This is a genomic window from Salipiger bermudensis, from assembly GCF_017309175.1.
Lineage (GTDB): Bacteria > Pseudomonadota > Alphaproteobacteria > Rhodobacterales > Rhodobacteraceae > Salipiger > Salipiger bermudensis.
Genome location: NZ_JAEKJV010000018.1, coordinates 1 through 24,381 on the forward strand (window position 1 = coordinate 1; position 24,381 = coordinate 24,381).

The 24,381-nt window shown below is 67.2% G+C and carries 26 protein-coding genes and 1 tRNA gene; 10 read left to right on the forward strand and 17 right to left on the reverse strand.

Annotation, left to right across the window (positions count from 1 at the left end):
• Positions 1-122: 122 nt before the first annotated feature.
• Positions 123-353: a recombinase family protein gene (locus JF542_RS19695; RefSeq protein ID WP_340689169.1), complete on the forward strand. Its 231-nt coding sequence runs from the start codon at positions 123-125 to the stop codon at positions 351-353.
• A 226-nt stretch (positions 354-579) separates the two neighbouring features.
• Here JF542_RS19695 and JF542_RS19700 read toward each other — a convergent pair.
• Positions 580-669 (reverse strand) — tRNA-Ser (locus JF542_RS19700).
• 256 nt (positions 670-925) lie between these two features.
• Between JF542_RS19700 and JF542_RS19705 the strand changes: the two genes are divergently transcribed.
• From JF542_RS19705 to JF542_RS19720, 4 genes are read left to right on the forward strand one after another with little or no spacing between them, the layout of a single operon-like run.
• Complete coding sequence (locus JF542_RS19705; RefSeq protein WP_050768447.1) at positions 926-1,852, forward strand: SPOR domain-containing protein; 927 nt, start codon at positions 926-928, stop codon at positions 1,850-1,852.
• Between the two features lie 49 nt (positions 1,853-1,901).
• Positions 1,902-3,077: a D-alanyl-D-alanine carboxypeptidase family protein gene (locus JF542_RS19710; protein ID WP_207077113.1), complete on the forward strand. Its 1,176-nt coding sequence runs from the start codon at positions 1,902-1,904 to the stop codon at positions 3,075-3,077.
• Complete coding sequence (gene tmk / locus JF542_RS19715) at positions 3,074-3,700, forward strand: dTMP kinase (RefSeq protein ID WP_007798441.1); 627 nt, start codon at positions 3,074-3,076, stop codon at positions 3,698-3,700. The genes JF542_RS19710 and tmk overlap by 4 nt, the downstream gene beginning before the upstream one ends.
• Positions 3,697-4,815 carry a DNA polymerase III subunit delta' gene (locus tag JF542_RS19720; protein WP_207077114.1) on the forward strand — a complete coding sequence of 373 codons (1,119 nt, stop codon included), beginning with the start codon at positions 3,697-3,699 and terminating at the stop codon, positions 4,813-4,815. The genes tmk and JF542_RS19720 overlap by 4 nt, the downstream gene beginning before the upstream one ends.
• A 207-nt stretch (positions 4,816-5,022) precedes the next feature.
• Here JF542_RS19720 and JF542_RS19725 read toward each other — a convergent pair whose 3' ends face one another.
• On the reverse strand, positions 5,023-5,409 hold the full coding sequence (locus JF542_RS19725) for a DUF2147 domain-containing protein (protein ID WP_207077115.1): 387 nt from the start codon (positions 5,407-5,409) through the stop codon (positions 5,023-5,025).
• Between the two features lie 143 nt (positions 5,410-5,552).
• Between JF542_RS19725 and hisA the strand changes: the two genes are divergently transcribed.
• Entirely contained in the window at positions 5,553-6,275 is a 723-nt protein-coding gene (hisA, locus tag JF542_RS19730; protein WP_207077116.1) for a 1-(5-phosphoribosyl)-5-[(5-phosphoribosylamino)methylideneamino]imidazole-4-carboxamide isomerase, read from the forward strand.
• Between the two features lie 5 nt (positions 6,276-6,280).
• Here hisA and JF542_RS19735 read toward each other — a convergent pair whose 3' ends face one another.
• From JF542_RS19735 to JF542_RS19760, 6 genes are all read right to left on the reverse strand, one after another.
• On the reverse strand, positions 6,281-7,282 hold the full coding sequence (locus JF542_RS19735) for an endonuclease/exonuclease/phosphatase family protein (RefSeq protein ID WP_207077117.1): 1,002 nt from the start codon (positions 7,280-7,282) through the stop codon (positions 6,281-6,283).
• Positions 7,283-7,287: 5 nt separating this feature from the next.
• Positions 7,288-7,971 (reverse strand): molecular chaperone DjiA, encoded by a 684-nt coding sequence (locus tag JF542_RS19740; RefSeq protein ID WP_207077118.1) that lies wholly within the window; start codon positions 7,969-7,971, stop codon positions 7,288-7,290.
• Positions 7,972-8,012: 41 nt separating this feature from the next.
• Complete coding sequence (locus JF542_RS19745; RefSeq protein WP_207077119.1) at positions 8,013-8,492, reverse strand: GNAT family N-acetyltransferase; 480 nt, start codon at positions 8,490-8,492, stop codon at positions 8,013-8,015.
• Positions 8,489-9,109 carry a VOC family protein gene (locus JF542_RS19750; protein WP_207077120.1) on the reverse strand — a complete coding sequence of 207 codons (621 nt, stop codon included), beginning with the start codon at positions 9,107-9,109 and terminating at the stop codon, positions 8,489-8,491. Before JF542_RS19750 ends, JF542_RS19745 begins: the two co-directional genes overlap by 4 nt.
• Positions 9,110-9,384: 275 nt before the next feature.
• Entirely contained in the window at positions 9,385-11,514 is a 2,130-nt protein-coding gene (scpA, locus tag JF542_RS19755) for a methylmalonyl-CoA mutase (protein WP_207077121.1), read from the reverse strand.
• Positions 11,477-12,412, reverse strand: a complete 936-nt coding sequence (locus JF542_RS19760; RefSeq protein ID WP_207077122.1) for a hypothetical protein — start codon at positions 12,410-12,412, stop codon at positions 11,477-11,479. The genes scpA and JF542_RS19760 overlap by 38 nt, the downstream gene beginning before the upstream one ends.
• Positions 12,413-12,560: 148 nt before the next feature.
• On the opposite strand from JF542_RS19760, the gene JF542_RS19765 reads away from it, so the two are divergent.
• Entirely contained in the window at positions 12,561-13,013 is a 453-nt protein-coding gene (locus JF542_RS19765; protein ID WP_207077123.1) for a DUF4174 domain-containing protein, read from the forward strand.
• 165 nt (positions 13,014-13,178) lie between these two features.
• On the opposite strand, the gene JF542_RS19770 is transcribed toward JF542_RS19765, so the two are convergent.
• The 9 genes from JF542_RS19770 to JF542_RS19810 form a co-directional block, all read right to left on the reverse strand.
• Positions 13,179-14,198 carry a hypothetical protein gene (locus JF542_RS19770; protein ID WP_207077124.1) on the reverse strand — a complete coding sequence of 340 codons (1,020 nt, stop codon included), beginning with the start codon at positions 14,196-14,198 and terminating at the stop codon, positions 13,179-13,181.
• 7 nt (positions 14,199-14,205) lie between these two features.
• Positions 14,206-16,206 (reverse strand): acetyl-CoA carboxylase biotin carboxylase subunit, encoded by a 2,001-nt coding sequence (locus JF542_RS19775; RefSeq protein WP_007798409.1) that lies wholly within the window; start codon positions 16,204-16,206, stop codon positions 14,206-14,208.
• A 137-nt stretch (positions 16,207-16,343) separates the two neighbouring features.
• Positions 16,344-16,553, reverse strand: coding sequence for a hypothetical protein (locus JF542_RS19780; RefSeq protein ID WP_007798406.1), 210 nt, complete (start codon positions 16,551-16,553; stop codon positions 16,344-16,346).
• Between the two features lie 355 nt (positions 16,554-16,908).
• Positions 16,909-17,271: a hypothetical protein gene (locus JF542_RS19785; protein ID WP_207077125.1), complete on the reverse strand. Its 363-nt coding sequence runs from the start codon at positions 17,269-17,271 to the stop codon at positions 16,909-16,911.
• 99 nt (positions 17,272-17,370) lie between these two features.
• Complete coding sequence (locus JF542_RS19790; protein WP_207077126.1) at positions 17,371-17,739, reverse strand: hypothetical protein; 369 nt, start codon at positions 17,737-17,739, stop codon at positions 17,371-17,373.
• A 156-nt stretch (positions 17,740-17,895) separates the two neighbouring features.
• On the reverse strand, positions 17,896-18,033 hold the full coding sequence (locus JF542_RS19795) for a hypothetical protein (protein WP_007798398.1): 138 nt from the start codon (positions 18,031-18,033) through the stop codon (positions 17,896-17,898).
• Positions 18,034-18,247: 214 nt separating this feature from the next.
• The gene (locus tag JF542_RS19800; protein ID WP_207077127.1) at positions 18,248-18,640 is read right to left on the reverse strand and encodes a DUF6497 family protein; all 393 of its coding nucleotides are present in this window, start codon (positions 18,638-18,640) and stop codon (positions 18,248-18,250) included.
• The gene (locus JF542_RS19805) at positions 18,637-18,975 is read right to left on the reverse strand and encodes a hypothetical protein (protein ID WP_207077128.1); all 339 of its coding nucleotides are present in this window, start codon (positions 18,973-18,975) and stop codon (positions 18,637-18,639) included. The genes JF542_RS19800 and JF542_RS19805 overlap by 4 nt, the downstream gene beginning before the upstream one ends.
• A gap of 26 nt (positions 18,976-19,001) precedes the next feature.
• Positions 19,002-20,534 carry an acyl-CoA carboxylase subunit beta gene (locus tag JF542_RS19810; RefSeq protein WP_007798391.1) on the reverse strand — a complete coding sequence of 511 codons (1,533 nt, stop codon included), beginning with the start codon at positions 20,532-20,534 and terminating at the stop codon, positions 19,002-19,004.
• A gap of 176 nt (positions 20,535-20,710) precedes the next feature.
• On the opposite strand from JF542_RS19810, the gene JF542_RS19815 reads away from it, so the two are divergent.
• The 3 genes from JF542_RS19815 to JF542_RS19825 all read left to right on the forward strand — a co-directional run bounded on the left by JF542_RS19815 (position 20,711) and on the right by JF542_RS19825 (position 24,364).
• A complete protein-coding gene (locus JF542_RS19815; RefSeq protein WP_207077129.1) occupies positions 20,711-21,937 on the forward strand; it encodes a multidrug effflux MFS transporter in 1,227 nt (408 codons plus the stop codon).
• Between the two features lie 82 nt (positions 21,938-22,019).
• Positions 22,020-23,162 (forward strand): M24 family metallopeptidase, encoded by a 1,143-nt coding sequence (locus tag JF542_RS19820; protein WP_242533856.1) that lies wholly within the window; start codon positions 22,020-22,022, stop codon positions 23,160-23,162.
• A 173-nt stretch (positions 23,163-23,335) separates the two neighbouring features.
• Positions 23,336-24,364: a glycosyltransferase family 2 protein gene (locus JF542_RS19825; RefSeq protein WP_207077130.1), complete on the forward strand. Its 1,029-nt coding sequence runs from the start codon at positions 23,336-23,338 to the stop codon at positions 24,362-24,364.
• Positions 24,365-24,381: the final 17 nt, after the last annotated feature.

Sequence of the window (24,381 nt, forward strand, 5' to 3'; positions counted from 1 at the left end):
CCAACATCCCACACTGTGCTCCCCGATGACCTCGGGGGCATCATCCACATCAGTGTAAGGGGGTCATTTTTGGACGCCGATCACCCCGCTACGGGGTCAATTTTGCATGCCGGTTCACAGTCTTGGGATCAGTCGCTCAGTTCGAACGTGAGATGATGCTGGAGCGCCAGAGGGAGGGCATTGCCAAGGCGAAGGCTGACGGCAAGTACCGAGGCAGGAAGCCCACAGCGATGGCTAAGACTGAGGATGTTCGCCACCTCCTGAGTACCGGCAAGTCTAAGAGGTCCATCGCGCAAGATCTATCGATCTCCGAAAGGTCCGTTCACCGGATTTGCGCACAACTGAGGTTGTGACGTGCGCTGGGGGCCAGCGAACAGTTGGCCCTCGCCGCCATCGGCACCGGAAGGAACACCCCAGCCCGATCGAATCGAGAGACCTAAGGAGAAGGCCCAGCGCTCAGCCTCACCACGTCGTTCAGACCTGTGTGGTAAACCTGTATGGGAAACCTGTGTGGAAACAGAATCGGCAACCAGCACATTACCCATTTAAATCAATCACTTAGATGTGCAATTGAGAGCTTGGCGGAGGCTCAGGGATTCGAACCCTGGGGACGCTCTCACGCCCAACGGTTTTCAAGACCGCCGCATTCGACCACTCTGCCAAACCTCCGGTCCCGAAGCTCTAGCCCCGCTCACGCGATTCTGAAAGCCGCCACGCGCGGGAAAAACCGCCGATCCGGCATTGCAGGCTTTCCTTGATCTGGCCGAGCCGTTACTCTTGCGCATCAGGGCGGGTGCGCCGCCGGGCGTCCACTCACAGAACCCCGGCACCGGCACCCCCGCTCATCGCGGAACCCGGCAAAAAGATCCGGGGCGAGCAGGGGATGCGGGACAGGAGCACCCGCAAGACAGGCATGGGGCAGAACATGGGCAGAGCGTTTTCGAAGCGTCGTGGGGCGGCCTGGCGGGCCGCGTGGCTGTTGACCGGCATGGCGGCACTCGCCGCCTGCGACGATGCCCAGATGCCCGGCTTTCTCAAACCCAAGGACGATGCCAGCGCCAGCGGCGAGACCGTCAGCCGCGCGGCGCAGAGCGTAGAGCGCGACATCGAGGCGCCCGACGTGTTCCACGCCACCGAGGCCGGCCTGTGGGACGGGCGCCCGTCGCTCGGCGGCGTCTGGGTCGCCCACCCCGAGGTGAGCGAACCCGAGCGCGTCATCATCCGCAACCAGCAGAACGGCCAGTTCGTCATCGGCGCGCTGTTCCGCCGCGAGCGCCAGTCCCCCGGCCCGCGCCTTCAGGTCTCGTCCGATGCCGCCGCGGCACTCGGCATGCTGGCCGGCGCCCCGACCAATCTCGACGTGATCGCCCTGCGCCGCGAGGAGGTTCCCGCCGAGGACGCCCCCGCTGCAACCCCTGACGAGGCCGCAATGATCGCCGCCGCGCCCGACGTGACCGAGGGCACGCTCGACCCGGTGGCCGCCAGCGCAGCAGCGGCGCTCGACGGTGCCGCCGGCATCCCCGCGCCCGGAGCCGAGGTTGCCGCCGCGACCACCACCGCGGCCCCGGCAGCCTCCCCTGCCCCGCAACCGAAGCCGCCGGCGAAACCCGCCTCGAGCCTCGACAAGCCCTATCTCCAGATCGGCATCTTCAGCATCGAGCAGAACGCCGAGAACACCGCCACCGCCATGCGTCAGCAGGGCATGGTGCCGACGGTGCGCAAGCAGGAAAGCTCCGGCAAGACCTTCTGGCGCGTCATCGTGGGCCCGGCCCAGACCGCAGCCGAACGCGCCGAGCTGCTGACCAAGATCAAGGCCTCCGGCTTCACCGACGCCTACGCCGTCACCAACTGATCCGTCCCGGCCCGCGCGGCCCGGGGCGCACAAGGACGAGGACCCGCACATGATCCCGACCCGTTCCCTGCGCCGGATGCTGGCCGCCGCCTCCGCGGTGGCGCTGCTCGCCACCCAGGCCGGCGCCTTCGACACCAGCGCCCGTGCCGCCTTCGTGCTCGACTACACCACCGGCACCGTGCTGATGGCCAAGAACGCCGACGAGGCCCTGCCGCCGGCGTCGATGTCGAAGCTGATGACGCTCTACATGGCCTTCGAGGCGGTCCGCGACGGCCGGCTGCAGCTTGATGAGCGCCTGCCGGTGTCGCAGCACGCCATGTCTTACGGCGGCTCGACGATGTTTCTCAACACCACCGACCGGGTGGCGGTCGAGGACCTGCTGCGCGGCATCATCGTGCTGTCGGGCAACGATGCCTGCGCGGTGATCGCCGAGGCGCTCTCGCCCAACGGCACCGAGGCCGGCTTTGCCGAACTGATGACACGCCGCGCCCAGCAGCTCGGCATGACCAACTCGACCTTCGAGAATGCCAGCGGCTGGCCGGCGCCGAACCACCGCATGTCGGTGCGAGACCTGACGCTCCTGGCGACCCGGATCATCGAGGACTTCCCCGAGTTCTACCCGATCTTCGCCGAGCGCCGCTTCGAGTTCGACGGCCGCGCCCCCTCGAACGTCAACAACCGCAACCCGCTCCTGCGCCTCGACATCGGCGCCGACGGGCTCAAGACCGGCCATACCCAGGAGGCCGGCTACGGGCTGGTGGGCTCGGCCGAGCAGGACGGCCGCCGGGTGATCTTCACCATCAGCGGGCTCGACAGCGAGCGCGCCCGCGCCGAGGAAGCGGAATCGATCGTCAACTGGGCGTTCCGGCAGTTCGCTGAACGCACCCTCGTCGAACAGGGCACCGCGGTGGCGCAGGCCGAGGTCTGGCTCGGCGCCGAGGACAGCGTCGGGCTGGTCGCCGAGGAGGACGTCACGCTTCTGGTGCCGGTGACCCCGGGCACCATGCTCGAGGCCGAGGTGGTCTATACCGGCCCGCTCAAGGCGCCGATCAGCGCCGGGCAGCAGCTCGCCGAACTGATCATCCGCCCCGAGGGCCTGCCCGAGCACCGCGTGCCGCTCTTCGCCGAGGATGCCGTGGCCGGCGGCGGCTTCGGCAAGCGCATGATGGTGGTCAGCCAGGCGCTTCTCAGCCGCCTGAACGACAGCTCCGGGGAGGCGATGTGACCGGCGGCACGGGGCTGTTCATCAGCTTCGAAGGCATCGACGGGTCCGGCAAGTCCACGCAGGCGCGGCTCCTCGCCGAACATCTGCGCAGCACGGGCCGCGAGGTCGTTCTGACCCGTGAGCCCGGCGGCTCGCCCGGTGCCGAGGAAATCCGTGCACTGGTGCTGCAGGGCGATCCCGAGCGCTGGTCGGCCGAGACCGAACTGCTGCTGTTCACCGCCGCGCGGCGCGATCATCTCGAGCGCACCATCCGCCCGGCGCTGGCGCGCGGCGCCACGGTGATCTGCGACCGCTTCGCCGATTCCACCCGCATGTACCAGGGCCTGTCGCGCGGCGACCTGCGCGGCGCGGTGGATACGCTGCACGCCCTGATGATCGGCGTCGAGCCCGACCTCACCCTGCTCATCGACATGGACCCCGAGGCCGCTCTCGCCCGCGCCAAGGCCCGCGCCACCGCCGAGGAGCGCTTCGAGGATTTCGGCCTGCCCCTGCAACAGAAGATGCGCGCGGGTTTTCTCGCGCTGGCCGCCGAGTTCTCCGGCCGTTTCCGCATCGTCGACGGCAACCGCGCCCCGGAAGCGGTGGCGCAGGATGTGCGGGCCGCGCTACAAGCGCAGGCATGAGCGAGACCGAGATTCCCCAGCCCGACCGCGTCGAGGGCGCGCCGCACCCGCGCGAGACCGTGCGACTGTTCGGCCAGGACAGGGCGGAGCAGGATTTCCTCACCGCCTACACCACCGGACGGCTGCATCACGGCTGGCTGCTGACCGGGCCGAAGGGGCTGGGCAAGGCGACGCTGGCGTGGCGCATCGCGCGCTTCCTGCTGGCAACGCCGGAACAGGAGGATGACGGGCTTTTCGGCGCGCCTCCGCCGCCCGAAACGCTCGAGATCGGCGCCGACCACCCGGTGATGCGCCGCACGCTGGCACTCTCGGAGCCCGGGCTGTTCCTGCTGCGCCGGGCCTGGGACGACAAGGCCAAGCGGCTCAAGACCCAGCTGACGGTCGACGAGGTGCGCAAGCTCAAGGGCTTCTTCACCCTGTCCTCGGCCGAAGGCGGACGCCGCGTGGTGATCGTCGACAGCATGGACGAGCTCAACACCAGCGCCGCCAACGCCATCCTCAAACTGCTCGAGGAGCCGCCGGCGCGCACCACGCTGCTGATGGTGGCGCACCAGCCGTCGCGGCTCCTGCCGACGATCCGCTCGCGCTGCCGCGAGCTGCGCCTGGCGCCGCTCGACACCGAGGACATGGCCCGCGCGCTCGGTCAGGCCGGGGCCGAGGTCGCCGCCACCGACGCGCAGGCGCTGGCCGCGCTGTCCTCGGGCTCGGTGGGCGCGTCGATGCGCTTGCTGAACCATGACGGCCTCAAGCTCTACGCGGATCTGGTGCACACCGTCGGCACCCTGCCCCGCCTCGACCGTCCGCGCGCCATCGCGCTCGGCGACAGCACGGCAGGCAAGGCCAACGAGGCACGGCTCGACCTGACGCTGACACTGATGGACACGCTGCTTGCCCGGCTCGCCCGCACCGGCGTCACCGGTACGCCCCCAGCGCCCGAGGCCGCGCCGGGAGAAGCCGCCATGCTGGCGCGCCTCTCTCCCGACCCGGCCACCGGCCGCGCCTGGGCGCAGCTGGCGCAAGAGGCCGGCGACCGGGCCCGCCACGCGCGCGCCGTCAATGTCGATCCCGCCGCGCTGGTGCTCGACATGATCCTGCAACTGCACAAGGTCGCCTGACCGCCCGGTCCCGGTGTCGCGCAGGTGGCCATCCCGGACGCCTCCGGCGGGAGTATTTTTGACGAAGAGAAGCCAGGGGCGCAGCGCTTCTGGCTTCTTTGGTTCAAAAATACCTCGGGGGTGAATTGGCGCACGGCGACAAGAGGGGGCAGCGCCCCCCCCCTTTGTTTCTGGCAGGACGCGACCGCCAAGATCGGTGGCGGCGCGCTACTTCACCCGCCGCCAGGTCTGGCCCCGACAAAGACCCAGAACGCAGCCCTCGACCTTCAACCGGTCGCCTGAGAGCGCCATCTTGGAATTGTAGGTCTTGTCGCGGTCCGGGGCCCAGATCTTGCCACCGCCATAGGCGCCGCCGCCCTTTGGCGACATGCCCCAGATCATCTGCCGCCCGATATTCGGCGAGGCGATCGGCTGGCCGGCGCTGTCATAGCCCTTGCCCAGCGTGCCGCAGATCTCGGCGCCGCAGGCCGCGATGGTGACCAGAGCGAAATGGCCGTTGTCGTCCGGTTGCGTCTGCCAGACCCCCTCCACCGGGTCCGCAAGCGCCGCGCCGGCAAGGCCGATCAGCCCCACCGCCAGTGCCAATGCTTTCATGGCTCGTCTCCTCCCTCTGAGCAATGTATCGAGAGCGTGACGCAAGCCGCCGATTCCGTTCAACATTGACGCAAGGTAGGCTTTCATGAGACCTCGCGTCACGAACGACCTGCACGAGACCACAGACGGAGCCCAGCGAGCCCATGATCCTCTACCCCGCGATCGACCTGAAGGACGGCAAGGCCGTGCGCCTGCTCCGTGGCGACATGGACAAGGCCACCGTGTTCAACGACGATCCCGCCGCGCAGGCGCTGGAATTCGTCGCCGCCGGCTGCGAGTGGCTGCACCTCGTCGACCTGAACGGCGCCTTCGCCGGCGAGCCGGTGAACGCCGCCGCGGTCGAGGCGATCCTGAGCCAGACCAAGACCCCCGCCCAGCTTGGCGGCGGCATCCGCGATATGGCCACCATCGAGCGCTGGCTCGACAAGGGGCTGGCCCGCGTCATCCTCGGCACCGTGGCGGTGGAGAACCCGGCGCTGGTCCGCGAGGCGGCCGCGGCGTTCCCCGGCAAGATCGCCGTGGGCATCGACGCCCGCGACGGCCGCGTTGCCACCAAGGGCTGGGCCGAGGTCACCGATGTCGATGCGGTCGAGCTGGCCAAGAGCTACGAGGATGCGGGCGTGGCCGCGATCATCTACACGGACATCAACCGCGACGGCGCCATGCAGGGGCCGAATATCGAGGCCACCGCGGCACTCGCCCGCGCGGTGACGATCCCGGTGATCGCCTCCGGCGGCGTCTCCTCGCTCAAGGATCTCAAGGATCTGCGCGATTGCGGCGCAGCGCTCAACGGCGCGATCTCGGGCCGGGCGCTCTATGACGGCGCGCTCGACCTCAAGGAGGCGTTGAAGGCCCTAGCGGGCTGAGCCTCTCAGAGATCGATATCCAGCGTGACCGGGAAGTGATCCGAGGCGTCGAGCAGCGCCTCGCGCAGCTCGGGAGTGCGCCAGCAGACCGGGTCATCGAAAGGATGCCAGATGCGCCATGACGGGCCCGTCCGGGTGAGGTCTTCGGACACCATGATGTAGTCGAGCATCGCCTGCATGTAGCGTTTCTCTGGCTTGAGATAGAACCGTGCGGTGGTCGGCTGGGCGCCGAATTTCGACGCCAGTGCCCGCTCGGCATGGGGATCGAAGAGCGGCGGGCCACCATCGCCGAGCACGATCTCGACCGAGCTGCGCCCGAACAGGTGCTCGTACTCGTCGAGCCCGGGACCATCGTTCAGATCGCCCATGACGATGACGCTCTCGCCCTCCTCGAGCAGCGCCTCGACCCGGCGGCGCAGCCAGATCGCCTGGGCCAGCTGCTTGCGGCGATTGGCGATGGCGAGGCGCATGATCTGGTCGCGGGTGCGCGCCCCGTGTGGCGCCTTGGATTTCAGATGCGCCCCGATCAGCCGCAGCACCTTGCCCGAAGCGGTCACCGCCTCGATCTCGAGCGGGGGCTTCGAGAAGCTGACCTTGTCGCGGGTGGCGTCGATGTCGAGATCGATATGGAAGACGCGGTCGAATCGCGGCGCGTCGGAGCTTTCCCCCGGCGCGTGGCGCACTGTGAACACGCTCGGGTCGTAGAGCAGCGCGATTTCCTGCTGGGTGTCGTTGACGAAGCCGGTGAGCACGTCGCGGGTGCGGAGTTCGAAGGCCTCGGCAAAGGTCTTGAGCGCCCGGTCGGTATCGCGGCGGGAATTGCTGTCGGGCGCCTCGATGATCATCACCGCATCGGCATCCATCGCCGTGAAGACGATGCCCAGCGCCTCGGTCTGATGCTGACGGGTGATGTCGTGCCGGGCCGACCAGCCGCCATCGTTCAAGAGCTGACCGGCATCGTCGAAAAGCGCGTCGAACCACTCGATATTGTAGGTGGCCAGGCGCATCCGGCTCAGGCCGCGCGCTGCGCCGAGATCTCTTCCCAGGCGTGGTTGATATCGATCAGGCGCTTTTCGGAGAGCTTGACCGCCTCCTCGGGCACGCCGCGCGCCTGCATCACGTCGGGGTGGCTGTCGCGCACCAGACGGCGCCATTGCTTGCGGATCTCGTCGAGCGAAGCGTCGGGCGAGACCCCGAGCACGGCGTAGGGGTCGGGGGCCGCATCGGGCACGAAGCGGGCGCGGATGGCATGGTAATCCCCCGGCGCAACCTCGAAAATCTCGGCCACGCGGTCGAGGAATTCCTCCTCGGCGGGGTGATAGTGGCCGTCGGCCATGGCGATGTAGAACAACCCTTCCAGCAGGTCGCAGATCGGACCCTTGCTGTCGTCGAACATGCGACGGATGCGGCGGGCGTATTCCTCGAACCCGGCCACGTCCTGACGGGCGAGGTTGAACACCCGCGCCGCCGCCGCCTCGTCTTCGGGGGCGACGTGGAACACCTCGCGGAAGGCCAGAACCTCGTTGCGGGTCACCTGCCCGTCGGCCTTGGCCATCTTGGCCGAAAGCGCGATCACCGCGATGGTGAAAGCGACGCTGCGCTCGGGCGGCTGGCGCAGGCGGTCGAACACCGCGCCAAGGCCCTCGCCATTGGCGAGCGCGGACAGAGCCTCGGAGATGCGGGTCCAAATCGACATTTGCCAATTTTAGTGCGTTGCGGGGGCGAAGTCAGCGCGGTTCAGAGAAATTTCTGCATCAGGACAAGATCCATCCAGCGCCCGAACTTGTACCCGACCTGTGGCAGCCGGGCGGTCTCGGTAAAGCCGATGGCGGCGTGAAACGCCATGCCTGCAGGGTTTTCGGCCGACACGCCGGCGAAAAGCGAGTGCACCTGCTGGCTGCGGGCGACCTCTTCGAGAGCGTTCATCAGCGCGCGGCCCGCCCCGCGACCTCTTGCCTCGGGGGCGAGGATCACCGTGTGTTCCTTGGTGCGGGCATAGCCCGGCCCGGCGCGGAACGGAAAGAATGTGGCGAAGCCAAGGAGCGCGCCGTCAGCCTCCGCGACGAGGAAGGCGTCGCCGCGCGCGGCGATGTCGGTGGCAAGCCCTTCGGGCGTCTTGAGCGCGGTCGAGAAGGTGATCGCCGTGGTCTCGATCCACGGGTTCCAGAGCGCCGCGAGCGGGGCGGCGTCCGTTGCATGCGCGGGACGGATGATCATTGCAGGATGCGGCGCTGGCCCTGTGCGGTGCGCAGCTCGGCGCGCAGGCCGGGCTTGGGGCCGCTGACGAAGGAGACCAGCGGCGCGTTGAGATGCGGGCCCAGCAGCGCCTCGAGCGCCTTGGCCTCGGGATGGATCACCTCGAGCTTTTCGAGCTGCGTCCCGGAGGCCGAGAGGATGGCGCCGGCGGGCACCGGGCTTTTCCACTCGATCAGCGCCGGGAACACGCCATCAAAGGGCAGCCGCCCGTCCTCGGGCACCGACATCACCCAGCGCAGGCGCCCGCGCTCGAGATCGACGGGCTTGCCGGCCATCGGCAGCGCGTTGAGCGCGGCATCCATGTCGGAGACCCGGCAGATCCACTTGTCGAGCCTTGCGGGGCCGCGGAAGTCGTCGAGCCCGAACCAGCGCGCGCCCTCCGGTGGCGGGGCGGCGGGATCGATGGCGATGGCCTCGAGATAGAGCCCCCGGCCGAGGCCGAGCAGCTGGTTATGAGTGCCATAGCGCGGGTGTTCGCCGCCCGGCAGCAGCGGCATGCCAACCGCGGCCTCGGCGTGGGCGACCGCCTCCTCGAGGCTCTCGCCCGCCACCGCAATGTGATCCAGTTCCAGCTTCATCCGTCGCTCGGGTTTCTTCGTGCATCCGAGCTACGATAGGCGAGCGGACCGGCTGCGCAACGGCTAAAATGCATCAACCCCCGGGGTTTGCGCGCTACCATTCAGCTGAACACGGACCCTTGCAGTTTGTCCCCGAGCGTATCGGCTCCGGGCAGCGGCGGAGAATGCCGCGTTCGCACGCGGGGCAACGCGCCATCGTCATGCCGGTCGCACGCCTCCGGCAAGAACCGCCTCCGGAATGCAAAGGGCCGGGGAAAGCCCCGGCCCCTGTCCCGTTACCCGCGCGCTTCGCGGATCAGTTTGAGGATGTCCTGCGCCGCGTCGGGGATGTTGGTCCCCGGCCCGAAGATCGCCTTCACGCCGGCATCGTATAGGAACTTGTAATCCTGGTGCGGGATCACCCCGCCGCAGATCACGATGATGTCCCCGGCGCCCTGCGCCTTCAGCGCCTCGATCAACTGCGGTGCCAGCGTCTTGTGACCGGCGGCCTGCGAAGAGATACCGATGATGTGCACGTCGTTGTCGATGGCGTCCTGCGCCACCTCGTCGGGCGTCTGGAACAGCGGGCCCACGTCGACGTCGAAACCGATATCGGCAAAGGCGGTGGCGATCACCTTGGCGCCGCGATCATGGCCGTCCTGGCCCATCTTGACCACCAGCATGCGCGGGCGGCGGCCCTCCTCCTCGGCGAAGTCCTCGACCGATTTCTGGATCGCGGCAAAGCCTTCGTCGCCCTCGTAGGCGGCACCGTAGACGCCTGCCAGCGTCTTCACCTCGGCCCGGTGACGGCCGAACACCTTTTCCATCGCCATGCTGATCTCTCCGACAGAGGCCCGCGCGCGGGCTGCTTCCACGGCCGCCTCGAGCAGGTTGCCGCCCTCCTTGGCCCGACGCTCGAGCTCGCCCAGCGCCGCATCGCAGGCAGCCTGATCGCGGCTCGCGCGGATACGCTCGAGCGCCGCCACCTGGCCGTCACGCACCTTGGCGTTGTCGATGTCGAGGATGTCGAGCTCGTCTTCCTTCTCGAGCCGGTACTTGTTCACGCCGACGATCACGTCGTCGCCGCGGTCGATATCGGCCTGACGCTTGGCGGCGGTCTCCTCGATGCGCAGCTTGGGCATGCCCGAGGCCACCGCCTTGGTCATGCCGCCCATCTCGTCGACCTCCTCGATCAGCGCCCAGGCTGCCTCGGCGAGATCGGCCGTGAGCTTCTCGACGTAGTAGGAACCCGCCATCGGGTCCACGACCTTGGTCACGCCGGTCTCTTCCTGAAGGATGAGCTGGGTGTTGCGCGCGATGCGGGCCGAGAACTCGGTCGGCAGCGCGATGGCCTCGTCAAGCGCGTTGGTGTGCAGCGACTGGGTGCCGCCCAGCACCGCCGACATCGCCTCGTAGGCGGTGCGGATGACGTTGTTGTAGGGATCCTGCTCGGCGAGGCTCACCCCCGAGGTCTGGCAGTGGGTGCGCAGCATCTTGGAACGCGCCGACTTGGCCCCGAGCTCGGTCATGATGCGCGACCACAGCATCCGCGCGGCACGCAGCTTGGCGATCTCCATGAAGAAGTTCTTGCCGATGGCAAAGAAGAACGACAGCCGCCCGGCGAACTTGTCGATGTCCATGCCGGCATCCATCGCCGTCTTCACGTATTCCTTGCCGTCCGCCAGCGTGTAGGCCAGCTCCTGCACGAGGTTCGCGCCGGCCTCCTGCATGTGGTAGCCCGAGATCGAGATCGAGTTGAATTTCGGCATCTCGTTCGAAGTGTACTCGATGATGTCCGAGATGATCCGCATCGAGGGTTCGGGCGGATAGATATAGGTGTTCCGCACCATGAACTCTTTCAGGATGTCGTTCTGGATCGTTCCCGAAAGCAGCGAGCGGTCGTGGCCCTGCTCCTCGCCGGTGACGATGAAGTTGGCCAGCACCGGGATCACCGCGCCGTTCATCGTCATCGAGACCGAGACCTTGTCGAGCGGGATGCCGTTGAACAGCACCTTCATGTCTTCGACCGAGTCGATCGCCACGCCGGCCTTGCCGACATCGCCCACCACGCGCGGGTGATCGCTGTCATAGCCGCGGTGGGTGGCGAGGTCGAACGCCACCGAGACGCCCTGCTGACCGGCGGCCAGCGCCTTGCGGTAGAAGGCGTTGGATTCCTCCGCCGTGGAGAAACCGGCATATTGCCGGATCGTCCAGGGCCGGCCGGCATACATGGTCGCCTTCACGCCGCGGGTGAAGGGCTCGAAGCCCGGAAGCTCGCCGACCTGCGGCAGCCCCTCGACATCTTCTGCCGTGTAGATCGGCTTGACCTCGATGCCCTCCAGCGTCTTCCAGGTCAGATCCTCGAGCGGGCGGCCCCGCAGTTCCTTTTCAGCGAGTGCCCGCCAGTCGTCCACCTTGGCTGTCATCGTCCTGTCCTCTCTTCTGTGAAGCCGGCGGCCAGTGCCTCCTGTCCCTGCCGGGCTTCGGGTCCTCTGTCAGTCGTGCCAACCCGTCCGCCCCGGCCATGAGCCAGAACAGATCGTCGGCGTATCTCTCGCGCAGCCGTGCGGCCTGCGCCTCCGAGAAGGGCCGCCACGGGCCCTCCCCCATCGGCAGTCGTGTGACATCGGCGCCGGTCTCGGCCAGCGTCGCGCGCAGCTCCGGCAAGACCGGGCTGCGATGCAACCAGATGCCGCCCTCGGGCAGCGCAGGCACATCGCAAGCCCCGCCGGTCGCCACCATGAGCAGCGCATCGGGCCGGGCGGCGCAGGTTTCGAACCGGCTCACCACGATGTCGCAGCGCGGCAGCGCGCAGGCGAGATCCGCGATCACCTCGCGCCAGCCGCGCGCCTCCCGCGACAGCCGCTCGAGCAGCGCCGCAGGCGGCGGCGCCACGCCGCGCGTCACCAGAAAGGCCAGCGCCGAGGTCCACCACGCCTCGGGCGAGCGGATCTGCAGCACCACCCGGTCGATCCTCCCGAGCGCCGCATGGAGCCGCTGGAACCGATCCCCGACCTGCGGATAGAGCGCCTGCGCCCGAAGGCAGGCCCGCGTCGAGCCGAGCAGGTTCTCGTCCGAGATCAGCAACCGCGTACAGCCCTGCCCCGCCGACGCCGCAAGCGCGCGGCGCAAGCGGTCCTGTGCTTGCCGGCTGTCCGCCGCCGAAGCCGGGCTCAGCACGCCTTGGAACAGGCCCTTGCGGGTCCGCCTCGGCCCCCAGAACCCCAGCCCTTGCGCTGCGAGACCCGGAGCGACACCGCGCAGGTAGCTCTGAAAGCTGGTCGTGCCGGTGCGATGCGCACCGACATGCAGGATGATCTCCATGCGTGCCCGTCCTCACGAGAGTGAACCGCTGCATCATGCGCGCCCCTCCCTGAGAAAGCGGTTAAACGCGGTAAAATCGTCGCGACCTTGCGGCAAACGTTGTGAACTCGGTGCCGCCATGCCTATATCTCTGGGCATGAACCGCCGCATGACCCTCGCATCGCTCGCCTTTTTCACCTTCACCGCCAGCTTCGGCGCGGCGCAGGGGGCCGAAACGCCGGATACGCTCGACGAGACCATCCGCCCGGCAGGAGAGTCGACGCTCGACGAGTTTCTCTGGGTGAAGCGGCCGCTGGTGGTGTTCGCCGACAATCCGGCAGATCCGCGATACGTGCAGCAGATGCAGCTGATCTCCGAACGGCTCGACGCGCTCGAGGATCGCGACGTGGTGGTGATCACCGACACAGACCCGGCGGCGGATTCCCCGATCCGCCACGCGCTGCGCGCCCGCGGCTTCATGTTCGTGCTGATCGCCAAGGACGGCACCATCCTGCTGCGCAAACCCGCGCCTTGGGATGTGCGCGAGATCTCGCGCTCGATCGACAAGCAGCCGTTGCGCAAGCAGGAGGTCCGCGACCGCCGCGCCCTGCCCGACCAGTGAGCCGCGCGGCGGTGAAGATTGAAATGCGCCCGGCCCCGCGCTATATTTGAGGCATGGAAAAGCTCATCACATACCTGCAGCGGATCTTTCTCAAGCCGCTCCCCGAACCGGTCGAACGCTCTCCGCATCGCTCCGGCCCCAAGATCAGCTACTGATTCCAAAGCCTTAATCATGTGACCGCTCCGCATCGCCGGAGCTTTCGCCCTTGCGCGATTCGTCCGCGCCAGCCGGCACCAGCGCCTCGAAATCCGGTCGCGCGCGGCTGGTATCCGCCTCTGCCAAAAGACCGAACACCTCGGGCTCGACCTTTTGCGGCCGTGTACGCGCGTTGAGCGCCAGCCACGCCTGACAGCCCACCCGCACGGTCTGCAGACGCACCTCCTCGAAATCGAAATAGATCTCTGCCCGACGCGCCCGGCCAAGCCGCCGATAGGCCGCGCCGTTGAGATCCTGCGCCAGACGCTGCACGTCGCCAAGCTGGGTGTAGAAGCCGATCACCGGCTGCATCACGTCCTCGGGCAGAAGCTGGAGGTTCGGGGCCAAGGTGGTCAGCACCACCGGCTCCTTGCCACTCGGGACAAACGGCTCGTAGCCGTCCCCCGCGATGCGCTCGGCCACGCTGCGGCCGGCCGCATCATGGCCCAGCATGGCAGCGACCAGCGCCTGCAGGCGCGCCTCGGGCGCGGCGCTCGCAGGGGCCTCGCGCTCCCAGATCGCGAGAATGTCCGAGAGGTAATCATACACCTCAGAGCGCAGCGCCAGCAGCGTCTCGTTCAGCGCCTTGTCGCGGGCACTCTCCTCGCGCCATGTCTGCACGAGGAAGGTGAAGACCCAGCCTGCGGCGACCACGCCGCCGGCCATGAGCCCTTGGTAAAGGTAGCGCGGATTCTGCGCCCCCTCGGCCTGGATGCCGTCAATCACCGGCAGCAGCGCCAGCACCGAGGCCACGCCCAGAAGCGAGATCGGAGCGGCGACCAGCGCCGCCTTCCACAGCACCCGCAGGACCTTGGCATCGAAGATGCAGTAGGCCACCAACAGCACGGCCGCAAAGCTCACCAGCCGTTGCGGCAGGCTCGCGGGCAGCGCAGGCCAGACGAACAGGAGCAGGCAGGCCAACGCCACCAGTACCGGAGCGCCGACGCGCTCCAGCCTGAGGCCGCCATATGCCCGCTCCTGCCCGCCCATGCCGGAGTTACTCGAACTCCATGATCACGTCGTCGACCGCGAGGCTGTCGCCCGGGCCGGCGTTGATCTTCTTGACGGTGCCGCTGCGCTCGGCGCGCAGGATGTTCTCCATCTTCATCGCCTCGACGGTGCAGAGCGCCTGGCCCTCCTGCACCTCGTCGCCCTCGGCCACGTTCATCGACACGATGAGACCCGGCATCGGGCAGAGCAGCATCTTGGAGGTGTCGGGCGGCTGTTTCTCGGGCATCTTGCGCGCGAGCTCGGCCTGGCGCGGCGTGCGCACATGGACCTTCAGATCGGCCCCGCGCGAGCGGATGCGGAACCCGCCCGAGATCTTGCCGACCTTGAGCACCAGCGGATTGCCGTCGACGGTCATGTGGGCCAGCGCGTGGCCCGGGGTCCAGTCGCCATCGACGCGGATCACCGCCCCATCGGCGAAGGTGACGCTCGAGCCGGTCTTGTCGGCGGCGATTGTGACGTCGAAGCTCTCGCCCTGCAGCGCGATGTTCCACTCGTCGCCGACCTTGCGCTCGTGGTTGTCGAGCGTCCCAGAGATGCGGGTGCGCCGGATCTCGGCCACCCGGTTCATCGCGGCAGCGGCCGCCGCGACCTCGCGCAGCTTCTCGTCCGACAGGGTCACCCCCACGAAGCCGTCGGGATATTCCTCGGCGATGAAGGCGGTGGTGATGTTGCCGGTGATGAAGCGCTCGTGGTCCATGACCGCTGCCACGAAGGGCAGGTTGTGACCGATGCCCTCGACCTCGAAGCTGTCGAGCGCGTTGCGCATGGTCTCGATCGCGGCGTCACGGGTCGGGCCCCAGGTGCAGAGCTTGGCGATCATCGGGTCGTAATACATCGAGATCTCGCCGCCCTCGTAGACGCCGGTGTCGTTGCGCACGATGCCCTCGCCCAGTTCGCCCTCTGCCGGCGGACGATAACGCGTCAGGCGCCCGATGGAGGGCAGGAAGTTGCGGTAGGGATCCTCGGCATAGAGGCGGTTCTCGATGGCCCAGCCGTTGATCTTCACGTCGTCCTGCGTGATCGAGAGCGGCTCGCCATTGGCGACGCGGATCATCTGCTCGACGAGGTCGATGCCGGTGATCAGTTCGGTGACCGGGTGCTCCACCTGCAGACGGGTGTTCATTTCGAGGAAGTAGAAGTTCTTTTCGCCGTCGACGATGAATTCCACCGTGCCGGCCGAGGTGTAGCCCACCGCCTTGGCCAGCGCCACGGCCTGCTCGCCCATCGCCTTGCGGGTCTCGGGGTCGAGGAACGGGCTCGGCGCCTCTTCGACAACCTTCTGGTTGCGGCGCTGGATCGAGCATTCGCGCTCGTTCAGCCACAGGCCGTTGCCATGGGCGTCGCAGAGCACCTGGATCTCGATGTGGCGCGGCTGGGTGACGAACTTCTCGATGAAGATGCGGTCATCCCCAAAGCTGCTTGCTGCCTCGTTCTTCGACGACTGGAAGCCCTCGCGCGCCTCCTGGTCGTTCCAGGCGATGCGCATGCCCTTGCCGCCGCCGCCGGCGGAGGCCTTGATCATCACCGGGTAGCCGATCTCGCCCGAGATCTTCACCGCCTCGTCTGCATCCTCGATCAGGCCCATGTAGCCGGGCACGGTGTTGACCCCAGCTTCCTTGGCGATCTTCTTCGAGGTGATCTTGTCGCCCATATCCTCGATCGCGCGCTTCGGCGGTCCGATGAAGGCGACACCGGCCGCGTCGAGCGCATCGGCGAACTTGGGGTTCTCGGAGAGGAAGCCGTAGCCCGGGTGCACGGCCTGCGCCCCGGTGTCCTTGATCGCCTGCATGATCTTGTCGATCACGATATAGGACTGGTTGGCCGGCGGCGGGCCGATATGCACGCCCTCGTCGGCCATCGCCACGTGCAGCGCGTGCTTGTCGGCCTCGGAATAGACGGCCACCGTCTTGATGCCCATCTTCTTCGCCGTCTTGATGACCCGGCAGGCGATCTCGCCCCGGTTCGCGATCAGGATCTTGTCGAACATCCTCGTCCCTTTCCTACGTATTCCTCAGGCCGTGCCCCGTCCCGGGCGCAGCCACGAAAAAAGCCACCGGAGCGCGGGGCTCCGATGGCTTCGATGTTGTGCTGGCCGCCGCGCGAGACGCGGCGGAGATCAGGCGATCAGTTGCAGTATTGCGGCGTGACGTCGTCGCAGACGACGCCTGCGGTCGCGCCCACGGCTGCGCCCACGGTGCCGTCGCCACCCACGGCGCGGTCGATGAGATAGCCGCTGCCGGCCCCGATGCCCGCGCGGCCGAGATCAGAGGTCTCGCAGGCTGCGACGGTGAGAAGGCCGAGGATGGCGGCGGTGCGAACGGCGAATTTTGCCATGGATTCTGTTCCCTTGGATCCTGTTGCGTTGTCGGGTGATCAACGCCACAGATCTGAACAGGGTTCCATACGATCTTAACGATCCTGCCGAGACCGGCGCCAGCTTGCCGAGTGACGGCGGAATATCGCGGGTGCCCGGCAACAAGTGCAGAAAGAAAGGCGGACGACGGGCCAGGGGATGTGCCGCGCCGCCCGCAAGGGGAAGGGTAACGGTGTCTGCCCGGGTCTCTGCGGTGACTCCGGACAGCTCGCAACACCTGAAGAGTGCCCGAGTCTCCGACACACGCATAGCGGTATTCACCGAACGCTCGCACGTCGGCGTCGCTCCGCTCAGCGCGGGCCGGGACAGGCGGCATCACGCCCAATCTTCGTTCTCCTCGAAGGCTTCGGGAAAGGAAGCGCGGGCGGCCTGCTCGTCGATCACCAGCAGCGCCTCGTAGCTCTCGGCATCGAAAGGATCGTCATAGGGCAGCACTTCGCGCCCGAAGAGCCAGCTCAGCCGCCCGGCATCAAGATTGCCGCGCTCGAACGGTTCGGCGCCGAAATGCGCCCAGAGCGAGGCCATGAAGGCCAGATCCGCACGCTTGTCGGCGGATTTGCGGTCGCGATAGCGCTCGCGTCGGATGATGGCGGTCACGCCGCGCGGGTTGGCGCGCCGGATGACGAACTGGTAGTCGGTTCCGGGAAGACGGCCGGGAAAGCCGCGGTGTTTCAGCATATTGCCCTCTCGAGACGGAGCGGGCGCCCATGCGCCTGACCCGCGATCACATCCCGGCCGCCAAGCTGGTCGGGGCCGCCGCAAGGCAGCCCGCCAAGATCAGCCGTTCTGGTTGCGAGACTGGGTGTCGCTCCGGTTCTGATTTTGATTTTGGTTCTGGTTTTCGTTCTGATTCTGTGTGCCGCTGCCGTCATCGGGCGCGTCGGCTGGATCGCTACCGGGATCGCCCGGATCTGCCGACATGCCGTCGCCTCCCATGTCGCCATCGCCGCCGGCGCCCATCGGGGCTGCGGTTCCGGCCGGAAGCACGCAGACATTGCCGGACAGCATGTAGCCTGCCGGACATTCCGCGTTGCCGAGCTTGTCGTAGAGCGGCTGAACCGGAAGCGGCTCAGGCTCAGGCTGCGCACAGGCCAAAAGGCCCAGTGCCATTGCGCCGACCGCAACGAATTTGACTCTTGGTGACATTCTCGTCCTCCCGCTTGCTGCAAGGGCGCCGGAGAGACGGCGACCCCATGCGTCGAACAGTAGCAATCACGGGAATGCGAGCCATGATCTCGGTCAACAAGACCTTGAGATCGCAGGGCTGAGGGATGGGCGGGCCGGTAGGCCCGCCCAATAGTCTTACTTGTACTTGCCGGTGTAGACGGGCTCGGTCGTGATCGGCTCCGGATCGACGACAACGAACTCTTCTTCCTGCTGGCCGCACGCGGCGAGACCGAACAGACCAAGCATTGCAAGCACTTTGATGCTCTTGGACATCTTATTCTCCTGTCACATTCTACGGAACCGACATGAGCCTTCGGCCCTGCCCGTCCTCGTTCCGAGGTTTCGATTGCTTGGGTGCAATCAATCCCCAACATAGCCCAAAGTTTTGCGGGACAATATCGAACATGCGCGCATAGGTCGATTTGTGGCTCGAAAGCCTCATAGATGAGCGGATCTAAGCTTCTGCCTGCAAGATATTGTGGGAGCATCAGAAAGCCTCCCAGATGCAGCGGTCGTCGCTGACCGAGTAAGCCTCGAAATATTGGATGACGTCGGGACTCGCCACGCCGAATTCGACGGGGGCCGCCATCAGCGAGATCATCACGCGTGACGGACGCGGGCCAAGCTCGGAGAGCCTCGGCAGTGCGTAGTCCTGGCACAGCAGGTCCATGTCCCCCGACACCTCGGAGAACGGGCGTGGCGCATCGCCGCCGATCTCGGGCGCAACGAAGCGGAAGCGGTAGATCAACCCTGCCCCGACAGGCTCGTCCCAGATCATGTCGTGAAACGTCACGGGCATGCCCGATGGCACGGCGACGGCATCGCCCATGGCCGGCAGGGACGAGGCGGAAAACAGCACAAGCGCGGCCCAGGCACTCATCTCGACCACCTCAGCCAGCGGCGACGGTTGTCATCGTCGTTCAGGACGGCGGCGAGCCGCGCCTCGGCGAGGGCGCGCGGCGCGGACGTGTCGAGCTGGCCGCCGGCGCGCAGCAGGGTCGCGCCGTCGACCTCGCGCACCGAAACGCAGGGAGAGAAGCCACGCAGGGATTGCAGCGCACGCCAGAGATCCTGGCGCACCTGATGCGCCAGCCGGGCCTTGCGGCCAACCGGTGGCAGCCGCGTCTCGACACTCAGGTCGAAACGCGCCGGCCAGCGACGGGCGAGGATCAGCTCACCCTCGGCCTCATGCGTATGCCAGCCCTTGCGGCGCATGGCTTCCCTCCCCCAAGGCACGCTGCTCAGAGCGGGATATTGTCGTGCTTTTTCCACGGGTTGCTGAGCGTCTTGTTGCGCAGCATGGCGAAGGCACGGCTGACCCGGCGGCGGGTCGAGCGCGGCTGGATCACCTCGTCGATGAAGCCGCGTTCCGCCGCCACGAATGGGTTGGCGAAGCGATCCTCGTAATCCGCGGTGTGCTTGGCGATCTTCTCGGGATCGCCAAGGTCGGCGCGGTGGATGATCTCGGTCGCCCCCTTGGCGCCCATCACCGCGATCTCGGCTGTGGGCCAGGCGTAATTCACGTCACCGCGCAGGTGCTTGGAGCTCATCACGTCATAGGCGCCGCCATAGGCCTTGCGGGTGATCACCGTCACCTTAGGCACCGTCGCCTCGCCATAGGCGAAGAGCAGCTTTGCGCCATGCTTGATGACCCCGCCATATTCCTGGCCGGTGCCCGGCAGGAAGCCCGGCACGTCGACGAAGGTCAGGATCGGGATCTCGAAGCAGTCACAGAAGCGCACGAAGCGCGCGGCCTTCTTCGAGCTGTCGATGTCGAGGCAGCCGGCGAGCACCATCGGCTGGTTCGCAACCACGCCCACGGTCTGCCCTTCGAGCCGGATGAAGCCGGTGATGATGTTCTTGGCGTGCTCTTCCTGAATCTCGTAGAAATCGCCCTCGTCCGCGACCTTCAGGATCAGCTCCTTCATGTCGTAGGGCTGGTTGGCGTTTTCCGGGATGATCGTGTCGAGCGAGCCTTCCACCCGCGCCACATCGTCGAAGAACGGCCGCACCGGCGGCTTCTGGCGGTTGTTGAGCGGCAGGAAGTCGACGAGGCGGCGCACTTCCGCCAGTGCCTCGACGTCATTCTCGAAGGCGCCATCGGCGACCGAGCTCTTCTTGGTGTGGGTCGAGGCGCCGCCAAGCTCCTCGGCGGTCACCACCTCGTTGGTCACGGTCTTCACCACGTCGGGGCCGGTGACGAACATGTAGGAGGTGTCCTTCACCATGAAGATGAAGTCGGTCATGGCGGGCGAGTAGACCGCGCCGCCGGCACAGGGCCCCATGATGACCGAGATCTGCGGGATCACGCCGGAGGCCTCGATGTTGCGCTGGAAGATCTCGGCATAGCCGGCAAGGCTGTCGACACCTTCCTGGATGCGGGCACCGCCCGAGTCGTTCAGGCCGATGACCGGCGCGCCGTTCTGCATCGCCATGTCCATGATCTTGCAGATCTTCTGCGCGTGGGTGGCCGAGACAGAGCCGCCCAGAACGGTGAAATCCTGGCTGAACACATAGACCATGCGGCCGTTGATCGTGCCCCAGCCGGTGACCACGCCGTCGCCATAGGGACGGTTCTTCTCCATGCCGAAATCGGTGCAGCGATGAGCGACGAACATGTCGTATTCCTCAAAGCTGTCCTCGTCGAGCAGCAGCTCGATGCGCTCGCGCGCGGTCAGCTTGCCCTTGGCGTGCTGGGCGTCGATGCGCTTCTGACCACCGCCGATCCGGGCGCCGGCGCGCCGCTCTTCCAGTTCGTGCAGAATGTCTTTCATGGCCGTCCCTTTCCTTTGCCGAGACCATACAGAGGCCCGATGCTCGCTCAAGTCAAATTCGGCAAATTTGCAAAGGCGGGAAAGCCCCTTTTACGCAAATTGCATAACTGCAAAACACGCGCCAGCAAATCGTTCCCGAATGGACAAGGCCCCGTTTCGGTCCTACCCATCCGTACATGGAAAATCCGCCCAAGGTCCGGTTCCTGGATCAAACCACACCGCCACATATTGTCACACTGATCCTGCTCGCGGGGCTCTCGGCGCTGACGATGAACGTCTTCCTGCCGTCGCTGCCCAAGATGACGGCGCACTTCGAAACCGAATACCGCGTCATGCAACTCTCGGTTGCAATCTATCTCGCGGTCAACGCGGCGCTTCAGATCGTGATCGGGCCGATTTCCGACAAGTTCGGGCGCCGTCCGGTGATTCTCTGGGGCGTGACGCTGTTCCTGCTGGCGACGCTGGGCTGCATCTTCGCCCCCAACATCACCGTCTTCCTCGCCTTCCGGATGTGTCAGGCGGTGATCGTCACGGCGATGGTGCTGAGCCGCGCGGTGGTGCGCGACATGGTCCCGCAGGACCAGGCCGCCTCGATGATCGGCTACGTGACGATGGGCGTCGCGGTGGTGCCGATGATCGGACCGGTGATCGGCGGCGTGCTCGACGAGATCTTCGGCTGGCAGTCGACCTTCTGGATGCTGTTCCTGCTCGGCGCGGGCATCCTGTGGATGAGCTGGCGCGACCTCGGCGAAACCTCGGTCTCGCGCGGGCTCTCGCTGGGGCAGCAGTTCCGGGAATATCCCGAGCTGTTCCAGAGCCCGCGCTTCTGGGGCTACGCGCTGACCTGCGCCTTCTCCTCGGGCGCCTTCTTCGCCTATCTCGGCGGCGCGCCCTTCGTCGGCACAGAGGTGTTCGGCCTGTCGCCCGCCGCCCTCGGCTTCTTCTTCGGCGCGCCGGCGGTGGGCTATTTCGCCGGCAACGGGCTGTCGGGCAAGCTGTCGGCCCGGGTCGGCATCAACAAGATGATCTTCTGGGGCTGCATCCTCAACGCCTCCGGCCTCGGCATGGCGCTGCTGGTCTTCGCGGCGGGCTTCCAGTCCGAGTGGACCTTCTTCGGCTTCATGACCTTCGTGGGCCTCGGCAACGGCATGACCATTCCCAACGCAACCGCCGGTGCGTTGTCGGTACGACCGCACCTCGCGGGCACCGCCTCGGGACTCTCGGGCGCGATCATGATCGGCGGCGGCGCGGCGCTCTCGGCGCTCGCAGGCGCCCTTCTGCAGCCGGGCACGGGCGCTTGGCCGCTGCTTTGGCTGATGTTCCTGACCGGCGTCGCCTCGATCGTGTCGATCCTGCTGGTGCTGCGCCGCGAAAAGCGCCTCGCGGGGCTCGGCACGCTCTGAGACTGCGCCTTTCGCGGAACGGGGTTTGACGGCCCCGCCCCGCGCGCCGATGATCCGCCGGACACCCCGGCGGAGACCGATCTTGCCCCAGCCCTTCCCCCGTTCCGAATTCGAGGCCCGCTGCGCCAAGGCGCAGGCGGCCATGGCGCGCGAGGGCATCGCTGCGATGCTGCTCACCAGCGAGCCGGATCTGCGCTATTTCACCGGATTCCTTACCCGCTTCTGGGAGAGCCACACCCGGCCGTGGTTCCTGCTCGTCCCGGCCAGCGGCAAACCGGTCGCGGTGATCCCCGCCATCGGCGCCGAGCTGATGGCGCAGAGCTGGCTCAGTGACATCCGCACGTGGACCTCACCCGACTACGACGACGACGGCGTCACGCTCTTGGCCGAGACGATCCGCGAGCTGGTCCCGGACGGCGCGCGCCTTGGCGTGCCGCTGGGGCGCGAGACCGCGCTGCGCATGCCGCCCGCCGACTGGGACAGGCTTTGCGCCCTGATCGGAGACCGCCCGCGCCGCGATGTCTCGGCCCTGTTGCGGACGCAGCAGGAGGTCAAATCCCCCGCCGAGATCGCGCTGATCCGCGAAACCTGCGCCATCGCCGGCCGCGCCTATGCAAGGGTGCCCGAACTGCTCACTCCCGGTGTCACGCTGGCGCAGGTGTTCCGCCGCTTCCAGATGCTGCTTCTCGAGGAGGGCGCCGACTGGGTGAGCTACCTCGCCGGCGGCGCGGCACGGGGAGGCTATGGCGATGTCATTTCGCCAGCCGACGACCGCCCGCTCGCGGCCGGAGACGTGCTGATGCTCGACACCGGCGCGGTGCGGCAGGGCTATTTCTGCGATTACGACCGCAACTGGGCGGTCGGCCATGCCACGCCCGAGGTGCAGGACGCCCACCGCCGCCTGCACGACGCCGCTCTCGCCGGCTTCGAGGCCGCCCGCCCCGGCGCCACCTGTGCCGACCTGCACCGCACCATCGTAGGCGCGCTCGGGCAGGATCCCGGCGGGCGCGTCGGTCATGGCCTTGGGATGCGGCTCACCGAGTGGCCCTCGCTGATTCCCGCCGACAACACCGTGCTGCGCCCCGGCATGGTGTTGACGCTCGAGCCGTGGCTGCCCCTTGGACCGCGCCGGATGCTGGTGCACGAGGAGAATATTGTGATTGGTGAGAACGGAGCCGAGTGGCTCTCCCCCCTGGCCCCGCGCGAGATCCCGGTGATCGACTGACCCATGATCCGCTAGCCGGGCCGGGCTCCGGGACGTCGGCAAATTGCGCCGAAACCGCCACAATCTGAGCCAAGTGGCGCCCGAATGCCTGTCTATCCACGTTGCCAGACCGCGACCGCCTCCCGGGCCGGAGCGCGGCAGTGGGTTTACAAGGATCGAGGCGGGGCAGCCGGATGAGAGATTACGCAACACCGTTTGACAGCGACCTGATGGACGGCGACCTGCGCGGCGGGCTCGACCTGCTCGAGCCTGCGCTCCGCGAGGACCGCCAGCCGATGAGCGAACCGCGGGTGGCCGTGATCCTGCCCTGCTACAACGAGGCCGCGGCGATCGGACAGACCGTGCGCCAGTTCCGCGCCGCCCTGCCCCGCGCAGAGATCTACGTCTACGACAACAACTCCACCGACAACACCGCCGAGATCGCCCGCGAGGCCGGCGCCGTCGTCCGCCGCGAGCCCCGCAAGGGCAAGGGCAACGTGGTGCGCCGCATGTTCGCCGACGTCGAGGCCGACGTCTACGTCATGGCAGATGGCGATGCGACCTACGACGCGCCCAGCGCGCCGGCGATGATCGCGCGGCTTTGCGAAGGCGGGCTCGACATGGTCAACGGCGCGCGCCGCAGCACAGACGAGGCCGCCTACCGCGCCGGCCACAAGTTCGGCAACCGCCTCCTCACCGGGCTGGTGCGCCGCCTGTTCAGCCGCCAGTTCGACGACATGCTCTCGGGCTACCGCGTGTTCAGCCGCCGCTTCGTCAAGAGCTTCCCCGCCCTGTCGCAGGGCTTCGAGATCGAGACCGAGCTGACCGTGCACACCTTGCAGCTGCGCATGCCCGCCGACGAGATCGAGACGCCCTACTACGCCCGCCCCGAGAACTCGACCTCCAAGCTCTCGACCTGGTCCGACGGCTTCCGCATCCTCAAGATGATCGGCCTGCTGGTGAAGGAAGAAAAGCCCATGCAGTTCTTCTCGGCGGTCGCGGCGCTACTCTTCCTGCCCTCGGCCGCGGTGTTCCTGTCGGTCCTGAGCGAGTTCCTCGACACCGGCCTGGTCGCGCGCTTCCCCTCGCTCTTCGTGTCGCTCTCGGGCATCGGTCTGGCGGCGCTGTCGCTGGTCTGCGCGGTGATCCTCGAGACCGTGGCTCGTGGCCGCCGCGAGGCGCGCTACATGACGTACCTGCAGATCCCCGGCCCGCACAGCTGAGGCAGGTCGCGGGGCGA